This window comes from uncultured Helicobacter sp., assembly GCF_910577135.1.
Lineage (GTDB): Bacteria > Campylobacterota > Campylobacteria > Campylobacterales > Helicobacteraceae > Helicobacter_C > Helicobacter_C mastomyrinus.
The window spans coordinates 24603-47104 of sequence record NZ_CAJTLL010000004.1; the positions used below are offsets into that span (position 1 = coordinate 24603).

Below are 22502 nucleotides of genomic sequence, written 5' to 3' on the forward strand. Positions count from 1 at the left end.
ATAGATATCTGCAAAGGATTTAAAGGCTTTGAAGGATAAGTTCATTGAGTTGTGTATTAAAGGCTTTAGCATTTTCCAATGTGCCACCTTCAAGGACAAGCGTAGCGCCAAAGAGCAATAAGGCACTTTGAGCGATTTTATCTTTTTTTGCACTTTTAAGCTTTTTGACAATGGGGTGAGTGATGTTAAGCTCTAAGGTCGGCTTAGATTCTGGCATTTTCTGCCCCATTTGTGCCATAAGATTTGCCATCATAGGATTAGAATCTTCCTTAATAAGCGTGAGTGGCGCATCGCCAAGAGATGAGAGCTTCACATCAGCAATTTGCTCTCCTAAGGCTTCTTTAAAACCTTTGATAACTTTCTCATAGTCTTTTTGCGTAGCCTCATCTATGCTCTCCTCACCAAGCTCCTCTAAGGCTTCTTTAGAATTGATACTTCTTAGTGGTGTCTTGTCATATTCACCTACCATTGGCATTACAATTGCATCAATCTCATCGCTTAAAAGCAGCACATCAAAGCCCTTTTTGGCGAATTTTTCAAGTAGCGGTGTGTTTTTAAGCGTGTCTTTGTTTTCCCCTAGTATGTAGTAAATGCTCTTTTGCTCACTGCTCATAGCGTCTTTGTAAGCCTTAAACGAGAGATTCTCCACCTTAAAGCTATCAAAACGCAAGAGTTCTAAAATCTTTTCCTTATTTTCATAATCGCTATACAAGCCCTCTTTTAGCATCTTGCCAAACTGCTCATAAAACGCCTTGTAGCTTTCCTCATCTTTAGCGATATTGCCAATTTCACCTAGAATCTTCTTTGTCGAGGCGGATTTGATATTGGCTAGAATCTTATTTTGCTGCAAAATCTCGCGGCTTACATTAAGAGGCAAATCCTCACTATCAATCACCCCTCGTACAAAGCGTAAATACGGAGGCAAAAGCTCCTTATCATCATCGGTGATAAACACACGTTTGACATAGAGCTTCACACCGGATTGATAATCCACGCGGTAGAGGTCAAAAGGGGCTTTTTGAGGAATATAAAATAATGTTGTGTATTCTAGATTCCCCTCGACTTTTGTGTGAATCCACCGCATAGGCTCGTTATTATCGTGTGAAAGTGTGCTGTAAAATTCCTTATAATCTGCATCTTTTAATTCCGCTTTGGGAATCTTCCATAAAGCCTTAGCTGTGTTGATTTGAGAGGTTATGTTCTCTTTGACTTCTTTTTTGTCATCACCCTCGCCTTCAAAGCTAGATTCTGTATAATGGAGATAAATAGGGAAAGCGATATGCTCGGAATATTTATGGATAATGTTTTCGATCTCCCAACGTGACGCAAAATGTGCTTCCTCCTCTCGCAAATAGAGTGTGATTTGTGTGCCTTGTGTGTCTTTGACACATTCGCCTACTTCATATTCACCCTTGCCCTCGCTTACCCACGCATAAGCCTTATCCTCTCCGGCTTTCTTACTTTGCACGACAACGCGATGAGCCACCATAAATGCGGAGTAAAAGCCCACGCCAAACTGCCCAATGAGCGCAGAATCTTTTTTTTTATCCCCGCTAAGTTGTGCGAGGAAGCTCTTTGTGCCTGATTTTGCGATAATGCCAAGATGTTCTTTCATATCCGCCTCATTCATACCTATACCATTATCCTCTATAGTAATGGTTTTCTTAGTCTCATCAAATTGTATGTCAATACTTGGCGTGAATGTAAGCGATTTGAGCTTCTCATCTGTGAGTGTGAGGTAGGAGAGCTTGTCTAGTGCGTCAGAGGCATTACTAATCAGCTCTCTTAGGAAAATCTCCTTATTGGAATACAAAGAATGTATCATTAAGTCTAAAAGCTGTGTGATCTCGGTTTGAAATTGATGTTTTGTTGCCATTTTGTTTCCTTGAATAATAAAATTGAGCAATCATAGCAGAAAATATTAAATTTTATATAAAGTTTATAGTAATAATATCAAGTTTAATGAGTTAATATATATAAAAATATTTAGTATAAATCTACTACATTTCAAGAATATGCCCTAAACTTAATGAATTTTTCAAGACTCAAAAAAATCATTGTTTTTTTGCAATATTCTGTAACTCTATGTATAGAGTAATCTCTACTTTTGCAAAATTAAACAAAAAATATATGCAATTACAGAAACTTATCATTAATTATAGACTTGCATTTAATGGCGAGTAATGTTATTAAATAGCTTAATAGCAAATGCTTGTAGGTGTTGGTGTTAATACGCACGCTTAGAGTTATGGATTAATAATGCTACAAAAGTTTTTATGTTTAAGGAAATATCTTCTAATAATATGTCTCTAGCAGTATTGCCAATGCTGTTGTATTGTGCAGTTTAAGAGTGCATTAAAGCTATGCTGTGATACAATCGTGCAAATTTTTCAAACAGGAGCGGCAGGAGCGGTATGAAAGCTTTAGCGGTGAGTGAGTTAAACGCGCAGATTAAAAGCATTTTAGAGCAAACCTTTATGGATATTCTTGTGTGTGGGGAGATTAGCAGTGTGAAGATTCACACAAGTGGGCATATCTACCTCACGCTTAAAGATGAGCATTCAAGCATTCGCTGCGTGATGTTTAAGGGAAATGCACGTAGCCTTAAAATGACGCTTGAAGTGGGGCAGAATGTAGAGATAAATGGCGCAATTAGCGTATATAGCCCTAAGGGGGAATATCAGATTCTATGCAAAAGCATTGCTCTTGCAGGGATTGGGGAGCTTTCACGTGCGTTTGAAGCCCTTAAAACAAAGCTTAGTGCAAAGGGTTATTTTGATAGTGCGCACAAAAAGCCTCTGCCTAGATTCCCTAAACGCATAGCCTTGCTTACATCTGCCACAGGTGCAGCAAAAGAAGATATGCTAAAGGTCGCTCAAAAGCGATGGGAAAACATACATATCACACTTTTTAATACCATTGTGCAGGGCGTGGAAGCAAAAGATTCTATCGTGCGTAATATCGCCCTTGCCGATAGCTTTTTTGGCACAAAAGAGGGCTTTGATGTGTTAATTATAGGTCGTGGTGGTGGTAGTATGGAGGATATGTGGGCGTTTAATGAGGAATGCGTAGCGGAGGCGATTTTTGCCGCAAGGACGCCTATTGTTTCCGCAGTGGGGCACGAAATCGATACCTTTATTAGCGATTTTGTCGCTGATATCCGCGCTCCTACGCCCTCTGCTGCTATGGAGATACTTCTGCCGGATAAAAATGAATATTTGCGTTTGCTTGATGAGATGATGAATGCGTTTGCCTCCATACTGCAGAAGCATATCACGCATAAAAGCGATATTTTAGAACAGCTAAAAGAGTATTTCCGTCTTTTTAACTTCCAATCTCAATATATGTCTAAAACTGAGCAGATTAAGACATTGCAAACAATGCTTACAAGGCAGATTGAAGTATTATTACAAGAGAAAAAGGCGCAATGTGAAAATATGGCTTTGTCTCTAAATACCCTTAAAGAGCGGTATATAAGAGCGGCGCAAAGTCAATATGAGAGGATTTATGAAGCTATAAGTGTGCTTAATCCTACATTGCTTTGTGCGCGTGGATTTGCACAGGTGAGTAAGGATAATAAGCCTATCGTGCTAGAGCAGCTAAAGCAAGGTGATACATTTTATTTAAGTGATATAAAACACTCGATTCTAGCTCAATGTATAGAGCGCAAAACACACTAATAAGGTTATAGGCGTATGGAAAGCAAGGATTTAGGTATATATGATATTGCCATTATGGGCTTAGGCGTGGCAGGGAGCAATCTTGGCGCATTGCTAAAGCCCAATCTTAAGGTGATTGGCATAGATAAGAAAGATTTAAGGGGAGATTGTTTTGATGAGGGCTTTCATAAGCCTTGTGGTGGGCTACTCTCTCAAGGAGGACAAAAGGCTTTGGCAAAGCAAGGGCTTACCCTCTCTAACGCACTTTTGGTCAATCCGCAGATTTTTGCCATTAATACCATTGATTTTGGCTATCCTCACGCCTCATATATACATAAAAGCTATGTGAATATGGAGCGGCATCGCTTTGATTTATGGCTGAAAGGGCATATCCCTAGTCATATTGATACTTATCACAGAGCGTATTTTAAGCAAATAAGGCGGGAGGGAGAGCTATATCATATCACTTTCAAGCAAGGGCAAAGTTTCTATCATTTCAAGGCGCGTATTGTGGTGGGAGCGGATGGAGCAAAAAGCCATTTGCGTCAAATGCTTTATCCCAAGCTTAAAACAAAGAGCCTTGTGTGCATTCAGCAATGGTATAAAGAATCCAATGCCCCTATGCTTTCGTGTATTTTTGATAGGGAGCTTAGCCCGAGTTATAGCTGGAGTATGTCTAAAGATCATTATTTTATCTTTGGTGGGGCATATTTGCATACGAGCTGTAATGAGCGATTTAAGGAGCAAATTAAGCGATTGCAAAGCATAGGGCTACATTTTGGCATACCACTTAAGAAAGAGGCGTGTTTGGTGCTGCAACCCACACGAATGCGGGATTTTGCGCGGGGGCATAGTGGGGTATTTCTCATTGGTGAAGCGGCGGGATTCATTAACGCTAGCACTTTAGAGGGCATTAGCGGGGCGTTGCATAGCTCAAGAATCTTAAGCGAGATTCTAAATAATATACAATCAAGCACAGATATTAACATTAAATCTTTGCATATACTTTATGCTAAACGCACGAGGCTCCTTGTCTTTAAAACACTCTTTAGGCATTATGCGCGTTATCCTTTTATGTTTATCCCGCTTTTAAGACGTATGATCTTGCGTATGGGAATCTTGCGTGTGCGTAGCGGCTTAAGGGATAATAAAATCATTTAAAAATGGTCGATATAATCAAAAGCATAACAAAAAAGGCTTATAAATGATGAAAAAACTATTTCTATGTGCGAATTGCTTGTGTGTAAGTGTGGCTTATGCCGGACATAGCGGATTCTTCATAGGTGGGAGCTTGAGCCTTAATAACACACATTACAGCGGTGTGTATAGCACACAGGATAATGGCACAACTACGCATTACCCTCATGGCAACGATTCTCATAATGCTTTTGGCTTATCTGCGCAATTAGGGTATCAAAGGTTTAGTGCCGATGCGCGATTTGGCGCGAGATTCTATATCGAATACAACGATAATGGCTATGCAAAGTATATTGATGAGGCAAATATAAGCCACAAAATGGATGCTTATGGCTTGGCTTTGAATGTGGATTTACTCTTTGAGCTTTTGCAGATGAAAAATGCTACTCTAGGAGTTTTTGCCGGTGGCGGCGTTATGTTTAATACGCAGACTTTTACAAAGACGCATTATAGTATTTATCAGGAGGATTTTACTTCAGCAGCATCGCTTAAGGGTTATGGGCTAAGCGCACAAGCAGGAGTATCGCTTACATTTAATGATAAACATAGAATCGAATTAGAGATTAAGCGTAGTAATCTTGTGAGCGATTATGATTCAGGATATATTTATGTCGGTGCACAGGCGGAATCTTTGAAACTTGAAGCGCAGGGATTCTTAAGCTATCGACTAAACTATGCATATGTGTTCTAGGAGGTGTGAGATGAGATATGTATGTGTAACATCTCTTGTTAGCCTTTGCCTATGTGGAAGTGCCCTGTTTGGGAGTGATGAGGTAAGTGGAAGTATAAAAAATGGTGCGTTTTTTGCCATTGGGGGAAGCTACACGCCTCAAATACCCTATAATGTGCTCTCTCTAGTAGATTCTCAAACACAGATAACGCGCACAGCCCTTTATGGCGGAGGTATTAAATATGGTGCAAAGCATTACTTTGGCAATGCGTTAGGATTGCGCTTGTATGTGCCATTGCAAGCAGGGTATAGTCGATTTGATGCAGGGTATAGCTCTAAAAACGCGACATTTGCTGCTTTAGGTATGGGGGGCGATATACTCTTTGATATTGGCTCATCGCGCAAAAGCATTGGTATCTTTGCTGGTGGTGAGGTAAGCTATGCATATTATTGGCTGGGTGGGAGTAATGCTAAGGGTATGCAAACTGAAGTGCATACGGGTGTAAGCCTTAATTTCAATCCGCATTTTACTTTGCAAATGGGCATTAAGCATTATATTGATAGACCCTCGCAGGCTAGACTTGCTCTAGGTTCATCGTGGCGCGATTATGGCGCGTTTGTGGATTTTGTCTTTTCACTTGATAATAGCGATATTTCGCGCTCTTATGCCTTAAGGGAGGAAGCAAGACAAAAAGCAAAAGAACAACAAGCTAAAGAAGAAGCCGCTAGAATCGCTGCTCATAATAGGAATATATATGCAAATGGCGGCGTGGTGTATGGTAGCTCAAATCCCGGCGGAGGTATGAGCGCGTTTTTTGGGGCATTGCTTGGTGGATTGTTGGGCAGTTCAACAAATGCTGACAATAGAGGAGGTTCATATTATTCCCCAAGGCAAAGCCCACCACCGCAATTAAAAATGCGCTAATGAATACCTTTGATCCCGCTATTTTTAAGCCCACATTGCCTGATTCTGTGCTTTATATCTTGCAAACCTTGCAAAATGCGGGATATGAGGGGTATATCGTAGGTGGCTGTGTGCGCGATATGATTTTGTGCGAGATGGGGTATTCTCTTGCTTTGCCAAATGACTATGACATCGCTACTTCAGCGCTCCCGCAAGAGATAATGGCACTCTTTCCTCATACTATCCCCACAGGCTTAAAGTATGGTACGATTAGTGTTATTATAGAATCTTGTAGCTATGAGGTTACTACCTTCCGTGTTGATGGGCATTATAGTAATGCGCGTAGCCCGGATTCTGTATATTTTAGCACTTCTCTTTTGGCAGACGTGAATCGGCGGGATTTTAGCATAAACGCCCTTGCTTATACACCGCACAAGGGGTTAATAGATATGGTTGGCGGCATAGAGGATATATTGCACAAACAAATTGTTTGCGTGGGGAATCCTATGGAGCGTTTCAGTGAAGATGCCTTGCGGATTCTAAGGGCCTTACGCTTTAGTGCAACTCTTGGTTTTGGGATAGAATCCCACACAAAGGCGGCATTATATGAATGCGCTGTGTCGCTAAAAAAAGTAGCAAAGGAGCGCATACGTGTGGAGCTATCTAAGCTTTTGTGTGGGGCTTATGCGCAAGATGTGCTAAGTGAGTATATATCACTTTTTGTAATAATGATCCCGCAAATCCCGCCTCAAAGTGATTTTAGTGTTTTTGAATCTTTGTGCGGGTGCGAGGTAAGGGTTAAATGGGCTTGTTTTTTGTATCCTTGCAAGGCTTGTGCCGATGGTATTTTAAGGGCTTTAAAGTTTGATAATAAGACGAGGGAGTATGTGTTGGCATTGCTTAGGCTTTATGAAATGCCTTTAGGTATGAGTGCACAGGAGCTAAAAATATTGATTGCGAATCTTGGTGGGAGAGATAAGGGGCAAAATGTGAGCGGCGAGCGTTTAATTAGCGATATACTTATGATAAAGGCGGCGCAAAAGGTGGATAGGGAGCTTTTGGAGCAATTTAGGGAAGGCTTTAATGCGATTTTAGATTCTAACCTGCCTTTAAGTATTGCAGAACTCTGCATTAATGGTGATGATTTGCTAGATAGAGGAATGAGGGGTAAGAGAATAGGAGAGGTGCTGCAAATGCTTCTTATGAAAGTATTAAACGAGGAGATAGAGCATAAACGCCCCACTTTGCTTAGATATATCTCGAAATTAGCATAATATTGGCTCTGCTTGATTGGGCTAAAGATATAGCTTTTCTTTAAGAATATTTTAATAATGCTTATGATACAAATCGTTTTTAACATATTATAGTAATAATTATTATAATACTTTAATTTTCAAAAAGGATTTGCTATGAATATATTTCTTATGCCCCCCCCCCCATTAATCTTTTCTAAAAAGCATTATAAACTCTTCTTTTACACATTAGCATTGACTACTTTAGGTTTTTGTTGGTTTTGCGGAGGAATTAGAAGATTCTCAATCTCAACTTACACAAAATAAAAAACTCAATGCCATTATCACTTCTGCTACCGGTTTTGACTTACCGCTTAAAGATGAGCCGAAAAATATTTTGTTCATTGAAAAAGAGGATTTAGAAAATAAGGGCTATCAAAGCTTGGAACAAGCTTTGCAATATCAGCCGCTTATCATCTTTAGTGATTCTGGCTTTGGGCGAAATATCGATTTAAGAGGGCAGGGAGCTGATGCCAATCGTGCAGTGAAAATTTTGCTTAATCGTGTGCCTATCTCCCTGCTGGATACCAGCCACGGTGTGCCACCTTATAATAATATCGACATAGAGGACATTCAAAGTATTGAGGTGATTCCCGGAGGGGGAGCTGTCGTCTATGGGAATGGCACACGAGGAGGGGTGGTGAATATCGTTACTAAAGCCCCGAGTAAAGATTTTGTGCGATTGGTGCTAAAAGGCACAAGCGGCGAGGCTTTGGGGCTGCAAGGAGGAAGTCTTAGCTTAGCGGCAGGAAAGAGGGTAAGCGATAGTCTCTTTATCCGTGGTGATGTGAGCGGAAGCTACACCCCCGGCGCACGCAATACCGCTTCATTGGATAACTCCGTAAAAGCCTTTGAAAATGACAATACTACAAATACCTATGTTGCCTTTCAAGCCCTCTATACCCCAACAGAATCAAGCAAGCTTGATTTTAACATCAACTATTCGCATTTATGGCGGAGCTATCCACGCGCATATTTTGCCTTAGCTAATTCTACGCGAATGGGGCAAAACATTACTTATTTCCCAGATAAGGCCAGAAATGAGCTAAAAAATGAGCGTAATCTCCCTCACGCCGATACATACAGAACAGAGACAGACGCCTTGCAAACTTCACTCAATTACACACAAAAATTTAGCGAGAGCCTTAGCTTTGACGCGCTAGCTTTTTACCAATTCTCCTTATTAAGATATACCAAAGATAGTTATATAAGTGGGATGTTTGTTAATAATGGCAGTGGAGGCAAGGCAGGATTCCAAAATCACGGCGGGGGCTTAAATCTCAAGCTTAAGCACAGCACACAAAACAACACTTTGATTGTAGGGCTTGATAATGTGCTAGAGTATTCTCAAAGGCGGAATCTAACCGACCATATCATTACTATTCCCGCAGGACAAACTCCCACGATATACGACTATGCGGCAGATGTGAATAACACTGCACTAAAGCTTTCTAACTCACTCTATGTCTATGATACCTATGCTTTTAGCGAGAGATTTGACTTAAGTGCGGGAGCGAGAGTGGAGTATTCAAACTATTGGACAGATAATAATCAAGAGTATGCGAGTGTGTGCAGTGGTATGTTATGCAATTCTATGCCTACAATGTATCCAAGCTTAAATCAAAGCGAAAAATTTAGCCTACACAGACAGCGATTAGGCTATGCCGCAGAGATTACGCCTAACTTGAAATACAGCGATACGGGCAATATCTATGCTAAGGCGGAGCTAGGATTCATAAGTCCTAGTGCATATCAAATGATTAATGCAGACCCTAATTCAAGCACAAATAGTGGGCGACCAAGCGGTGGAATCTATCTCAATGAAGCTAATGGCGTGAGACCAGAGCGATACCTCACAGGCGAAATAGGCTTTAAAGATGAGCCAAGCTTTAGTTATTTGCAAGCTGCACTTTTCTATACACATACCTTTGATGAGATTTTTGTAAATCAAATCCAACACGGCACGGCTTATACATATAGTAATCTCGGGCAGACGCAACGTGCGGGGCTAGAATTCATCGCAAGTCAAAGACTTTTTGCGACTGAATGGCTTAGGCTAAGTGAGGGGGTAAGCTATATATGGACAAATATTTTCAAGTCAAATGGTGCTACTGCCGCACTCAAAGGCAAGAATGTCCCTTATGTGCCAAGCTTAAAGCTCACTTTTAACATCGAGGGCGATATTTTTAGGGCTTCAAATCAATTTCTCACGCTCTTTTTAAACAATGCCTATTTTTCCCAAAGTATCGATTCCACAAGCAAGACAATGAATAAAAATGGCTATGTGCTAAGCGATTTAGGGCTTATGTATGGTATAAAAGATATAAAGGTAAATGTGGGCGTTCGAAATCTGCTTGATTCTTGGTATAGCACTTATCAAGTGTTTCCAAACTACTATCCGGGATTTGGCAGAAGCTACTATGCAGAGCTGCGATATAGCTTTTAACAGCTTTATGATTGTCTATCTACCTTGTCTATTATGCCTTTGCTATTGCAGCTAAAGCTGCTGCATTCGCACGAAGTGCCAATCCATACTTGTAAAGCAAAGCTTCTTCAGATGAAATCTCGCAAGGGTAAAAGGTTTTGTTTTACACAGTGAAGCCCTGCAAAACGAAGTTTCTTTAGGTATAGGTTCTCTAGTCTATTTTTCTCCCCATAAGTGAGGTATATCCTCACTCATATAAAAATAAAATAGGCACGATAGTGCATACCTCTTAAAGCGTCGTAGGGGTGGGGGATTTATAAGGGGGAGGGAGCGACTTCGCAATTCAAGCCCCTCCCCCTTATAAAAAAAGAAAAAATTTAGAATAGTGAATCTAAAGAGAATAACTTATGGCAAAATCTTATCTTGGCTATCAAAGCGAGTTTTGCTACTACCCTTTGTCAATCCGTGTGAGCTCTGCTTGTAAAAAGCCCTTCCATTTTGCCCTATTGATAGCCTTTGTTGTGATGAAAATATCCTTATCACCGCGCCCGGAGACATTCACAATGATATTTTTATTTTTAAGATTCTTGCAGATTTTGATAGTTGCTGCGAGGGCGTGACTAGATTCTAAAGCGGGGATAATGCCTTCATGTTTAGCAAAGAATTGACAAGCCTCAATTGCCTCTTTATCCAAAGCAGAGGTAAATTCTACCCGTCCAATCTCCGCTAAATGTGCGAGCTGCGGACCTATACCCGCATAATCTAGCCCTGCAGAAATAGAATGTGTTTGACTAAGCTGCCCGTCTTTATCCTGCAAAAAGAGGCTTTTATAGCCCTGTGCGATACCCTCACTCGCGTGAATATTATGAATCCTCTTAGCATTTGCCCCTCTCTCCTCGCCTATGCCACCGCCCTCAACGCCGATTAAACGGACATTTTTATCCATAAGATAATGCGTAAAAAAGCCCATTGAGTTGCTTCCACCGCCTACACACGCTACCATTACATCAGGTAATCCACTAAAATATTTTTTTGTCTGCTTTTTGAGCTCCTTGCTTATCACACTTTGCAGCTCCCGTACCATATCAGGGTATGGATAGGGACCCAGCGCACTGCCTAATACATAAAATGTATCCTCGCTTCTCTTGCTCCACTCGCGTAATGTCTCATTCACCGCATCTTTAAGCGTCTTGCTCCCGCTACTCACACTATGCACTCGTGCCCCGAAAAGCTCCATATTAAAGACATTAGGATACTGCCGCGCGACATCAATTTCACCCATAAAAATATCGCATTCAAGCCCGAGCCTCGCACAAGCTGCTGCTGTGGCTAATCCGTGCTGCCCTGCTCCTGTCTCGGCTATCACACGCTTTTTTCCCATATATTTTGCTAGAAGCGCCTGTCCTAGCGCGTTATTAATCTTATGTGCTCCTGTGTTTGCCAAGCCTTCAAACTTCAAATAAATATTATTTTTGAGGACTTTTGAGCTATTTTGCGCATAAATAAGCGGTGTAGGGCGTCCCACAAAGTTTTTAAGCAAAAATTTTAACTCTTTTTTATACGCCTTACTGGTAAAAATATCGCGATACGCGCTTTCTAGTTCCTTAAATGCAGGAAGCAAAATCTCGGGGATATACTGCCCACCAAAGGCGTGGACACCATTTTTTCCCTCGCCAAAATAGCCCTTTTTAGATTTTGTAAATATTTTTGCCATTCACATACCCTTTGTAAAAAATTCCCCAGATTCTAAGGAAAAATATATGAGATTTACTTTAAATGCTCGCAGTTTTTCTGCAAAATGTGCCGCTAAAATATGCTACAATGTGTGTTTTACTTCATTTTGAGGGCTACTATGTGTGAAAATGCGAAGCAAAAAGATATGACAAAGCTAATGGGGCATATTATTGCAGGGTATCCTAATATGGAATCTAGCCTGTATGCTGCACTTGGGATTTCTCTAGCGGGGGCGAGTTATTTAGAAGTGCAATTTCCATTTTCTGACCCTAATGCCGATGGTGTGGTAATAGAGGAAGCTTGTGATAAGAGTATAGCGGAGGGATTCACACTCTCTGCAGGATTTGAGCTACTCTCCACACTTTCAAATCGCCTCTCACAGCTCCAAGATTCGCCTACAAAGCTTATTATCGTAACGTATGCAAACTTGATATTTCACTCTGGTATGGAAAAATTTATCAAAGAGGCGAAAAAATGTGGTGTATTTGGGATACTCGTGCCTGATTTGCCCATAGAATCTGATGAGAATCTCCGCACTTTAGCAAAAAAACATCATATCGCTATTATCTGCCTCATCACGCCTAAAACGCCTATTGCACGTATGAAAAAGATTGCTAAAGTGAGTGATGAAATCGTGTATGTAGTTGCTAGATCAGGAATCACAGGGGATAAAACAGAGTTAGATCAAGCCTTTTTTCGCTATCTTGCCGATGTGAAAAAACATTGCAAAAAGCCTATCGCACTAGGATTTGGAATAAACTCTCACGCTCAAGTGGCAAGTTTAGAGGGAAAAGTCGATATTGTAGTCGCGGGAAGCTACTTTGTGCGCTTTATCAGTGAGCTTTCAATACAGAATCTTGCCCCGCAAAGCTATCAAGATCAACTCACTACCTACGCAAAAAGCCTTATGGGTTGGGATTAACCATAAATACAAAGGCTTGGCGTGGAAGTATTGTTTTTATTTTGCTACTTGGCTTGGTGATGATAATTTGGAGAAGTATCGCTGGGCTTATGGCAAGCTCCTCGATAAAAGCACTCAAACAAGCCTTGTTTGAACTGCAATATAAAATAAGCCTATTCCAAAAAAGAGATAGAAGGTCTCAAAAATCCACAAACAGCAGATTCTCAACCCCATAAACACAAAAATTGATATAAGATTTAAAAGCAGACTTAGCCCATAGTAAAAATAAAATGCAATGTTTTCCTACTTTTAGAGAAACTTTTATAGGTTTAAACACATCTAGCAAAGCCATAGCAGAGCTATCACCCCCCCCCCACAGGCACAAAAGATGGAATCTAGCACACCTTATATTTTGTATAAAAAGTAATGAGGCAAAACAAGCACTTTATTGGTATTTTTTATGCTTTTCATCAAATTTTATTATGATAATATGATATTTGGAATGCTCATTCTCAATCTATTTTTTTTGCATTACCTTGAACCTACAAATGCATTTTTTGACCTTACGTTATTGCGGGCTACTTGCAAGTATTATCATCGCTTGGAATCTGTTCAAAATATGCTTTACATTGGAGTAATCCCAAATGCTTTTTTACAATATATGCGTAATACGCACTCTTATTTGTAATGATTTTGTGTGCTAATGTAGAGCGTCTTTTTATGTTTTGTATATGCTGCATAATAGCGGTGTGAGCTTTTATTTCAATGCTAATTTGAATATGTCTATTTTGCGGCTTTGGTGCTATGTGGCATTGTGTTGCCCCATATATGCTTCAAAAAAACATATTAAACTTTTTAGAATCTACCCATTATTATTTTTTTCCTTGCGGCGTTAAAAGTCTTTTCTTATCGATACTATCGCTTTTGGTAGTTTTGCTAAGATTGTATTATTTATCTTTATGGGACTTGTATTTTGGGATTGTTTATATCTACTCGCACTATGGTTTTAAACTATTAAGTCGATAAGATAAGATGTGTAGCGTAAATAAGATTCTTTTTACTTAATGCAGGATAAATGCTTTCCTCTTTAGTAGAGATTGCCCTTCGCATTTTCTTTTCTTGCCTTTATTAGCGCGGGAGAGATACATTAAAGCATTTCATCTATTAAAGTGGAAACTAGATTGATTGTCTTTTGATAAGATAAATATATTTTCATTTAAAAGGAATACTATGCGTTGGAATGCCTTTGATACTCGTTGGGCGCTTTCGCTCTTTGGCACGGCGGTGGGAGCGGGAATCTTATTTCTACCCATTCGTGCAGGGACAGGTGGATTTTACCCTGTGGTGATTATGACTCTTCTCATCTTTCCTATGGCGTGGCTTTCTCATCGAGCTTTGAGCCGATTCGTCAATGAATCTCAAAGCCCTGAGCACGACATCACACACGCTGCAGAGGAATATTGGGGGCGAGGTGTGAGTATTTTTATTACTCTTTTATACTTTTTTGCCATTTATCCCATTTGTCTTGCCTATGGCGTGGGAATTACAAACACCTTTGCGAGTTTTTTTGTTAATCAACTCCATTTAAGCAGCCTCTATGATGAAGCTACAATGAGCCTCTACCCTTGGGCACGTGCGAGTTTGGCATTTGTGCTTGTGAGTGCGATGATGGCAGTAATGCTGCTGAAAGAAGAGCAGATTACAAAAGTATGCAATGTCCTTGTATATCCGCTATGCGCGGTGCTTTTTGGCTTTTCACTCTATCTTATTCCGCATTGGAAGCTAGAATCTTTGCAGGAAGTCCCAAGTTTTGGTGAATTTATAGAAGTGATATGGCTTACCTTGCCCGTGCTTGTCTTTGCCTTTAATCACTCTCCGGCAATCTCTACTTTTACGCTCAGTGTGCGGAGGGAATACACAAACTCACAGGAAAAGGCAAATCAAATCCTCTTCTGCACAGCGCTTTTGCTATTAGTTTTTGTGATGTTTTTTGTGTTTTCTTGTATTTTATGTCTTGATTCAGGGGATTTTGCTAAGGCAAGGGAGGCAAATATCCCTATCCTCTCATATTTTGCTAATCAGTTTAACACGCCAATTATTGCCTTAGGCGCACCGCTTGTGGCTTTTCTAGCTATTGTGAGTTCATTCTTTGGACATTATTTTGGGGCACTTGAGGGCTTGAATGGCATTATCCGCAAAGGCGTTAAAAGCAGCGGCAGAGAGCCACATATTCCCACGATTAAGGCTTGTAGCACAGCTTTTATGTATGTGAGTATTATCGTTGTGGCATATCTCAATCCAAGTATTTTGGGTTTTATCGAGGATTTGGGTGGTCCAATCATCGCTGCGATTTTGTTTTTAATGCCGATTATTGCCATTTGGAGTGTGGGGAAGCTCAAAGACTATAAAAACCCGCTTTTGGATATATTTGTGTTTGTAATGGGAGTTCTAACAATTACAAGTGTGGTATATAAGCTATTTCTTTAGCTTATACTAAATGCCAAGTAGTTTTTGTTATAGAATCATTATAATTTAGCATAAATATTAAAAGGAGGTTTATTTTCTATGGTAGTTGAGTCTTTCAAAGATTTTGTCCTAGAGCAGTTAGATTCTGCATTACAAGGGCAGTATCAATTTAGCGCAAAAAAGATGTTTGGCGAGTATTGTATTTATGTGCAGGATATGGGTGTGCAAGGCGATAATGTAGCTAAAGCGATATTTTTGTTATGCGATGATACATTATTTATCAAGCAGCATAAGATTCTCCAAGATATATGCAAGAATCTGCCACTTGGGATTCCCTACCCAAATGCTAAAGAATATTATATGCTTGATGTGGAAGATTCTGCCTTGCTAAAATCTATCGTGGAACTTGTTAGTCCAATCTTACCCGCCCCAAAGAAGCGCAAATAGCATCGCAAAGTGGATTAAGCAAGTTTTGCTATAATATGCGCCTTTTAAACACACACAAAGGCTACCTATGCAGCACAATCCTTCAATACTTGTCTTAGATTTTGGCTCTCAATACACACAGCTTATCGCAAGGCGTTTGCGTGAATATGGCGTTTATACCGAGATTGTCCCTTACTTTGAAAAGCTAGATTCCATAAAAGCTAAGAATCCGCGCGGGATTATCCTAAGCGGAGGACCTGCGAGTGTGTATGAAAAAGATGCGTATAAACCCAATTTTGGCTTATTTTCTCTTGGTGTGCCTGTGCTTGGAATCTGCTATGGTATGCAGCTTATTGCTCAACATTTTGGTGGGCGCGTGATGAGGGCAGAAGCACAAGAGTTTGGCAAGGCGGTGCTAGAGATAGAGGATAAGAACAATAAGCTTTTTAAAGGTGTGAAGCAAGATTCTATCGTGTGGATGAGCCACGCAGATAAGGTGGAATCTATCCCGCAAGGCTTTGTAGAGCTTGCAAAATCAGGTAACACGCACTATTGTGCTATTGCGGATTACAAGTGCAAGATTTATGCCTTGCAGTTTCACCCTGAAGTCGTGCATAGTGAATGCGGCGCACAAATCTTGCAGAATTTTGCGGTAGATATTTGTGAAAGTAAAACTAATTGGAATATGCACAACTTTGCGCAAAATATCATAATGGAATTGCGTCAAAAAGTGCTAGGAAGTGAGAATGCTCCTCTAAAAGAAGCAGAGAGAGCAGCAAAACCGCTACAAGAGATGCAAGAATCGATACAAGAGAAGCCACTGCTGCATTTTATATTCACACAAGCGGATAAAAAAGACTTCAAATTGCTACATATCAAACCTACTCAAAATACTATCGCTTATAAATGCACCTTACAGGGTAAAATGGTCGCCTTTATGTGTGGATATAGAGATAAAAACATTGGCTTAATAAAGCATTTTATGATAGATATTGCGGACAAACATCAAGCACAAGGCATTAAAAATACCTTGTTACAGCATTTATGCACGGCGTTACAATGCGAGACTTTGCATATCAAAGATAGCGATTTGGCATTTTATGATGAGTTTGGTGTGCCATACACGCAAAAAGAGGGCTTTTTAGCATTATCTTTGAGTGATGTATTGCCCCCGCCTGTGATTATCACAAAGCGATTAATTTTAAGAGAATATACAGAATCTGATTTTGCAAATTTGCATAAGATTCTAAGTGATGATGCAGTAATGCACTCGTGGGGTGGTGGCTTTAATGCACCACAAAGCAAAGAGTGGCTCAAAATGCAGCTTAAGCATTACCGCAAATTTGGCTTTGGTATGTGGGCGGTGGTGGAGAAAAAGAGTCGTGAGATTATTGGACATATTGGCTTAAACACGATGGGTATAAGTTTAGATTCTAAAAATTTATCCATCGTTGAGCTAGGTTATTTGCTACGTACAGTTTCACAAAAGCAGGGCTATGGAATCGAAGCGGCAAGGGCATGTGCGGATTATGCCTTTTATCAATTAGGTATAGACATTCTATACTGTCTCATCACAGAGGGGCATACAGATTCTATAAACCTCGCAAAGAAGTTCAATATGACACTTTTAGGTGTGAATGGCAAAGAAAAATATAAAACAGAGCTTGTTTATGGGATAAATAAGCAAGATTGGCTTTATTTGCGAAATGTTAAAGTTTCTAATAATGTGGCGATAAGCCCCATAGACACCATACAAACACGCTGTGAATGGGTTAAGGCAAAAAATGCCGAAGATGAGAGGCTCTATCAAGACTACCACGATTGTGAGTGGGGAGTGCCACTCCACGAGGATAAGAAACTCTTTGAATTTTTGATTTTAGAGGGTTTTCAAGCGGGACTTTCTTGGATTACAATCCTTAAAAAGCGTGAGCATTTTAGGGTGGCATTTGATGACTTTGACCCTCACATTGTAGCCAACTATGATGAGGACAAAATCAAAGAGCTAATGCGAAATGAGGGGATTATTAGAAATCGCGCTAAAATAGAAGCTGGAATTTCTAATGCTAAGGCGTTTTTGGCGGTGCAAAGGGAGTTTGGGAGCTTTGATAAATATATTTGGGGCTTTGTCAATCATAAGCCCATTATCAATACCTTTGAGAGTATTGCAGATTTGCCCGCTTCCACGCCGCTATCGGATAAAATCGCTAAGGATTTGAAAAAGCGTGGGTTTAAGTTTGTCGGCACTACGACTATGTATGCGATGATGCAAAGTATTGGAATGGTGAATGACCACCTTACCTCGTGCTTTAAGCGCAATTCATCTTTGGGTATGCAATGCGATAAGATTTTGGATTTTTCGCAAGGCACGGATACTAAGTCCGCTAACCTTAAAAAAAATCCAAAAAACTTACACAGCCACACCGCAAATACTAGAATTGTGGAATGCCAAGATTCTAAACATATTCTAGCCCAAAAGCCAACGCCCTCCAAAGTGTTGTGTGCGGTGAGTGGTGGAGTAGATAGCTCCGTTGTCGCTGCACTTTTATATCGTGCCATTGGGGAGAATCTGATTCCAGTGTTTGTGGATACCGGACTTTTGCGCAAGGGTGAGAGAGAGGCAGTGGAGAAAATGTTTAGAGAAAATCTCAAAGTGCCACTGATTACTGCGGACGCAAGTGAGTTATTTTTAAGCCGCCTTAAGGGTGTGCTTGACCCCGAGATTAAGCGTAAAATTATCGGCGAGACTTTCATTGAAGTGTTTGAAAAAGAGGCGAAAAAGCATAATACAAAAGGCGAGATAAAGTTCCTCGCACAAGGCACACTCTACCCTGATGTGATAGAATCTGTGAGCGTCAAAGGTCCCTCTAAGACGATAAAATCTCATCATAATGTCGGTGGGTTGCCGGAGTGGATGAAGTTTGAGCTCATTGAACCATTACGAGAGCTATTTAAGGACGAGGTAAGGGCATTAGGGCGAGAGCTTGGAATGCCTGAATCTATGCTAATGCGCCACCCATTCCCCGGACCCGGACTAGCCATTCGCATTATGGGTGAGGTAAATAAGGCGGATTTAAATTTGTTGCGCGAGGCGGATTCTATTTTTATAGAGGAACTGCACAAGCAAGGCTATTATGATAAAGTGTGGCAGGCGTTTTGTGTGCTGCTCAATGTGCGAAGCGTGGGTGTAATGGGTGATAATCGCACTTATGATAATACAATTTGTGTAAGAGCGGTGGAAGCGATTGATGGAATGACTGCAACTTTTGCGCATTTACCTCACGATTTTTTAGAGGGCGTGAGTAATAGAATCATCAACGAGGTAGAGGGCATTAACCGCGTGGTTTATGATATAACTTCTAAACCCCCGGGGACGATTGAGTGGGAGTAGGAAATGAGTGAAAAAACCACATTGCCCAATCTATTAAATGATATAGTAGATTTTCTTAAAAAACAAAATCTACAACTAAGTAATCAAAGTCGTGATGGGCGGATAAATTCGGCTTTTAATGAAGATGAAATCTTTAGACTTTTAGAATCAAAATTTGCAATAAATCACCCAAATATGCGTGACTGGGTGGATTTTAGCTTTTATGAAAATAATGTATTCTATCCTGTAAATATTAAAGTTAGCACGACAAAAACAACTGATAATCTTAATTGCAAACTTGGAATTTATTATGCTTTAACAGGTAAAATTCCGCCTTTTAATAATGGTGTAAGCTGGGAAATATATTTTAAAACTTTAAGTGAGAACCTAAAAGCAAATAGCAAAGATTATTATTTTTTAATTATAAATAAAGATAACCCTAGTGATGTGTTTGTTACTTCGTTAAAAAGTTTAGAATTTATCTTGCCAAATGGTAATAATCTCCCCTTTCAAGCTAAGTGGGATAATAATCGCCAACTTATTCATAGAGATTTTGAAAGTGCAAAAGCCTTTTTACTTGGAACTTTTGAGGAATCTTTAAAGCTTCGGGCTGATGCTTATTTGCATTTTAGGACATATTTTTATGAATCTTAATGTAGTAAATCTTGGACAGGTTTTTACCCCACCACATATTGTGAGCGATATGTTAGCCCTTATTCAAAGCACAAAGAAGCTTTCTAATCCTAGATTTCTAGAGCCAAGTTGTGGCAATGGAGCATTTTTTCAAAATCTACCTAAAAATAAAGTAGGTATTGAAATAGATTCTGGTGTAGTTTGTGATAAGGCGATTTTGCAAGAAGATTTTTTTGCTTATTCTACAAACGAAAAATTTGATTGCATTATTGGGAATCCACCCTATGTGCGTTATCAAGACATTGCTATATCTACAAAAGCTCTTCTTAAGTCTTATTCCAAGCTTTTTGATTCTCGCTCAAATCTCTATCTTTTTTTCATCTATAAGTGTATTTTGCACTTGAAAGAGGGGGGAGAGTTGATTTTTATTACCCCTCGAGATTTTTTAAAATCAACCTCAAGTGTGCGCTTAAATGAGTTTTTGTTTCATCAAGGCAGTATCACGCATTTTATTGATTTGGGCGATAAAAAGATTTTTGATAACGCCCAGCCAAATTGTGCGATTTGGAGATTTGAAAAGGATAATTTTACGCGTAAGACGCAGTGTTTAAGAGAGTTTTCTTGTATCAATGGACAGCTACTTTTTACTAAAAAAGCCTACACGATTCCTTTTAAAGATTTATTTTTTGTCAAAGTTGGAGCAGTGAGTGGGGCAGATTCTATCTTTGCGAATGAAAAATGGGGTAATATGGATTTTGTTTGCTCACAAAGTGCTAAAAGTGGTAAAACGAGAAAAATGATTTATGGAATCTATGGCAAAGATTGTGCATATTTGCAAGATTTTAAAGAACGGCTCTTGAGGAGGAGGATTAAAAAATTTAATGAATTGAATTGGTGGGAATGGGGTAGAGACTATTATAAAAGTGAGAATCCTAGAATCTATGTTAATACTAAAACACGAAACAAAACCCCTTTTTTCTTGCATCCTTGCAATGTTTATGATGGTTCTGTTTTAGCAGTTTTTCCAAAATTTAAGGTGAATTCTATAAGATTGGGGATATTATGTGAGAGGCTTAATAATGTGGATTGGGAGGAACTTGGATTTGTGTGCGATGGGCGATTTTTGTTTTCACAACGAAGCTTAGAAAATGCAGTGCTAGATTCTAGCTTTTTGGAATTTGCAAATGATAGAATCATTAACGAAGTAGAGGGCATTAACCGCGTGTAGCATAGTAGTATCACTTTCAAACTTTATTAAGCAAAATCAAAGTTAGTTTTCACATAGAATTTCCACACACTTTTTATAAATATCGGGATTATTAATAATAATCAACTTAAGTCGTTTTCTTACTCTTGTTAGGGCTTGAAATAGTGTTTCTAAGGGATTATAATAAGCTCTAGCTTTATAGCTTAATCTACCCTCTTCTGTGTAGTAGAAATCTTCAGTAATTGTTATAACAATATTATCCCATTCTTGTCCAATAGCTTGATGAGAACTCGTGTCTGACGAAAATTTAACTTGGCTTAATTTTTCTTGTGTATGCAAACTTGTAGAGAGATAAATATATTTCCATTTTTCTTTAATCAAAAAAATAATATATTCTTTTGCGTCTTGTAAATTGTTTGCATAATATAAGGATATATTCTTAAATTCCTTTGGTTTTGAATCTTGAGATTCTTTATTTTTTGGATTAAATATTTTTTTAATGAAATAAGCAATTTCTTTATTGTGTCTAATTTTATTCTTTAATTTATAATCAGCTCCCTTTGCGACTTTTTGAATTGCTCGTGTTACTTCCTCTGCCTCATTAGTTTTGTTGAGTCTTTGGCGAACATCGTGAGAAAAAATCAGTATCCCATTTTCTCTTATTTGCAGTATTTCTTTTAGCTGCTTAGAGCTTATTCTTTGAGATTCATCAACAATAATAATATCGGCTTGAATTTCTTTAATATGATTAAAATCTTTGATTGGATGAATGTTCCACTTTAAGTCTCTAAGTTTATGTATTCCTTCATTAAGGCTTGCACAATGCACAATTACAACTTTATAGTCTTGTTGCATTAATTTTTTTGCAATGTGATATGTTAGCAGAGTTTTTCCTGTTCCAGCTTGACCAGATATTGAAAATATATAATGGCTTTTTTGATGAATCTTTTCTAATACCTCCTTGCAGATTTGTTCTTGATAGTTGGTTAAAAAATATTGATTATCAATAAATGGTTGTGTATTGTTAAAAGGAGAGATTAAGTAATTAATTGGAACAAATAAAGTATCTGGGTGTCTTTGTTCGTTTTCAAACTCTCTAAGTTCTTGGAGCAAGTTAGGTGTTTCAATTTCTTTAAGTTCTCCCTTGAAATATTTATAGAGTTTCTTTTGGGTAGCCACAAAGGTATAACAATGAATCTCTTTGTTAAGAGGAGAAAAATAGTGGTAGTTGCGCTGAAGTTGTTTAAGAATTTTATTGGCTGCAATCTCCTCAAATTTTAATTCAATATTAATAATCCTATTCTTTTCAAATCTAACTAAATCAAACTCTTTTCCGATTTGTGGAATGTTGTAGTTAATGTAATAGCCCTCAAAAATATTAAAATTTTCATTATTTAATTTTTTAAACTCTTGACATAAAAGACATAAACTTTGAATTTCGTGTTCTTTAACATTTTGAATTTGTAAAAATTCTTTGATATGTTTATCTGATAGCAACTCTTTTTCTTTAAAAAGATTACAAATTTCTAAAAGATTTACGGGTCTTTGCATAAAGATTTTTCCTTACTTGGTAAAATGAGTTTTTATGTTTGATTGTATCATAAATGTTTCAGATACAGCT

The 22502-nt window shown here is 39.0% G+C and carries 16 protein-coding genes; 12 read left to right on the forward strand and 4 right to left on the reverse strand.

What is annotated here, in order from left to right; genetic code table 11:
• Positions 1 to 19: 19 nt before the first annotated feature.
• Complete coding sequence (htpG, locus tag QZ289_RS02930; protein WP_295699037.1) at positions 20 to 1876, reverse strand: molecular chaperone HtpG; 1857 nt, start codon at positions 1874 to 1876, stop codon at positions 20 to 22.
• 538 nt (positions 1877 to 2414) lie between these two features.
• Here htpG and xseA point away from each other — a divergent pair.
• The 6 genes from xseA (at position 2415) to QZ289_RS02960 (ending at position 10168) form a co-directional block, all read left to right on the forward strand.
• On the forward strand, positions 2415 to 3680 hold the full coding sequence (gene xseA, locus QZ289_RS02935) for an exodeoxyribonuclease VII large subunit (RefSeq protein ID WP_295699039.1): 1266 nt from the start codon (positions 2415 to 2417) through the stop codon (positions 3678 to 3680).
• 15 nt (positions 3681 to 3695) lie between these two features.
• Positions 3696 to 4820 carry an FAD-binding protein gene (locus QZ289_RS02940; protein ID WP_295699040.1) on the forward strand — a complete coding sequence of 375 codons (1125 nt, stop codon included), beginning with the start codon at positions 3696 to 3698 and terminating at the stop codon, positions 4818 to 4820.
• 43 nt (positions 4821 to 4863) lie between these two features.
• Positions 4864 to 5547: an outer membrane beta-barrel protein gene (locus QZ289_RS02945; RefSeq protein WP_295699043.1), complete on the forward strand. Its 684-nt coding sequence runs from the start codon at positions 4864 to 4866 to the stop codon at positions 5545 to 5547.
• 10 nt (positions 5548 to 5557) lie between these two features.
• Positions 5558 to 6451, forward strand: coding sequence for an outer membrane beta-barrel protein (locus QZ289_RS02950; protein ID WP_295699045.1), 894 nt, complete (start codon positions 5558 to 5560; stop codon positions 6449 to 6451).
• Positions 6451 to 7704, forward strand: coding sequence for a [cytidine(C)-cytidine(C)-adenosine (A)]-adding enzyme (locus tag QZ289_RS02955; RefSeq protein ID WP_295699047.1), 1254 nt, complete (start codon positions 6451 to 6453; stop codon positions 7702 to 7704). The genes QZ289_RS02950 and QZ289_RS02955 overlap by 1 nt, the downstream gene beginning before the upstream one ends.
• A 301-nt stretch (positions 7705 to 8005) precedes the next feature.
• Positions 8006 to 10168 (forward strand): TonB-dependent receptor, encoded by a 2163-nt coding sequence (locus QZ289_RS02960; RefSeq protein ID WP_295699221.1) that lies wholly within the window; start codon positions 8006 to 8008, stop codon positions 10166 to 10168.
• A gap of 427 nt (positions 10169 to 10595) precedes the next feature.
• Here QZ289_RS02960 and trpB read toward each other — a convergent pair whose 3' ends face one another.
• Positions 10596 to 11861 (reverse strand): tryptophan synthase subunit beta, encoded by a 1266-nt coding sequence (trpB, locus tag QZ289_RS02965; protein WP_295699050.1) that lies wholly within the window; start codon positions 11859 to 11861, stop codon positions 10596 to 10598.
• Positions 11862 to 11999: 138 nt separating this feature from the next.
• Here trpB and trpA point away from each other — a divergent pair, with 138 nt between their 5' ends.
• Positions 12000 to 12803 carry a tryptophan synthase subunit alpha gene (gene trpA, locus QZ289_RS02970; protein ID WP_295699052.1) on the forward strand — a complete coding sequence of 268 codons (804 nt, stop codon included), beginning with the start codon at positions 12000 to 12002 and terminating at the stop codon, positions 12801 to 12803.
• Positions 12804 to 13360: 557 nt separating this feature from the next.
• On the opposite strand, the gene QZ289_RS02975 is transcribed toward trpA, so the two are convergent.
• A complete protein-coding gene (locus QZ289_RS02975; RefSeq protein ID WP_295699056.1) occupies positions 13361 to 13522 on the reverse strand; it encodes a hypothetical protein in 162 nt (53 codons plus the stop codon).
• A gap of 490 nt (positions 13523 to 14012) precedes the next feature.
• On the opposite strand from QZ289_RS02975, the gene QZ289_RS02980 reads away from it, so the two are divergent.
• From QZ289_RS02980 to QZ289_RS03000, 5 genes are all read left to right on the forward strand, one after another.
• Positions 14013 to 15269 carry an aromatic amino acid transport family protein gene (locus QZ289_RS02980; protein WP_295699058.1) on the forward strand — a complete coding sequence of 419 codons (1257 nt, stop codon included), beginning with the start codon at positions 14013 to 14015 and terminating at the stop codon, positions 15267 to 15269.
• Positions 15270 to 15347: 78 nt separating this feature from the next.
• Positions 15348 to 15695: a transcriptional regulator gene (locus QZ289_RS02985; protein WP_295699061.1), complete on the forward strand. Its 348-nt coding sequence runs from the start codon at positions 15348 to 15350 to the stop codon at positions 15693 to 15695.
• Positions 15696 to 15762: 67 nt separating this feature from the next.
• Positions 15763 to 19062 (forward strand): glutamine-hydrolyzing GMP synthase, encoded by a 3300-nt coding sequence (gene guaA / locus QZ289_RS02990; RefSeq protein WP_295699063.1) that lies wholly within the window; start codon positions 15763 to 15765, stop codon positions 19060 to 19062.
• Positions 19063 to 19065: 3 nt separating this feature from the next.
• Positions 19066 to 19695: a restriction endonuclease gene (locus tag QZ289_RS02995; RefSeq protein ID WP_295699065.1), complete on the forward strand. Its 630-nt coding sequence runs from the start codon at positions 19066 to 19068 to the stop codon at positions 19693 to 19695.
• Positions 19685 to 20902, forward strand: a complete 1218-nt coding sequence (locus QZ289_RS03000) for an N-6 DNA methylase (RefSeq protein ID WP_295699067.1) — start codon at positions 19685 to 19687, stop codon at positions 20900 to 20902. The genes QZ289_RS02995 and QZ289_RS03000 overlap by 11 nt, the downstream gene beginning before the upstream one ends.
• A 42-nt stretch (positions 20903 to 20944) precedes the next feature.
• On the opposite strand, the gene QZ289_RS03005 is transcribed toward QZ289_RS03000, so the two are convergent.
• Positions 20945 to 22432, reverse strand: coding sequence for an ATP-binding protein (locus QZ289_RS03005; protein WP_295699070.1), 1488 nt, complete (start codon positions 22430 to 22432; stop codon positions 20945 to 20947).
• Between the last annotated feature and the right edge of the window lie 70 nt (positions 22433 to 22502).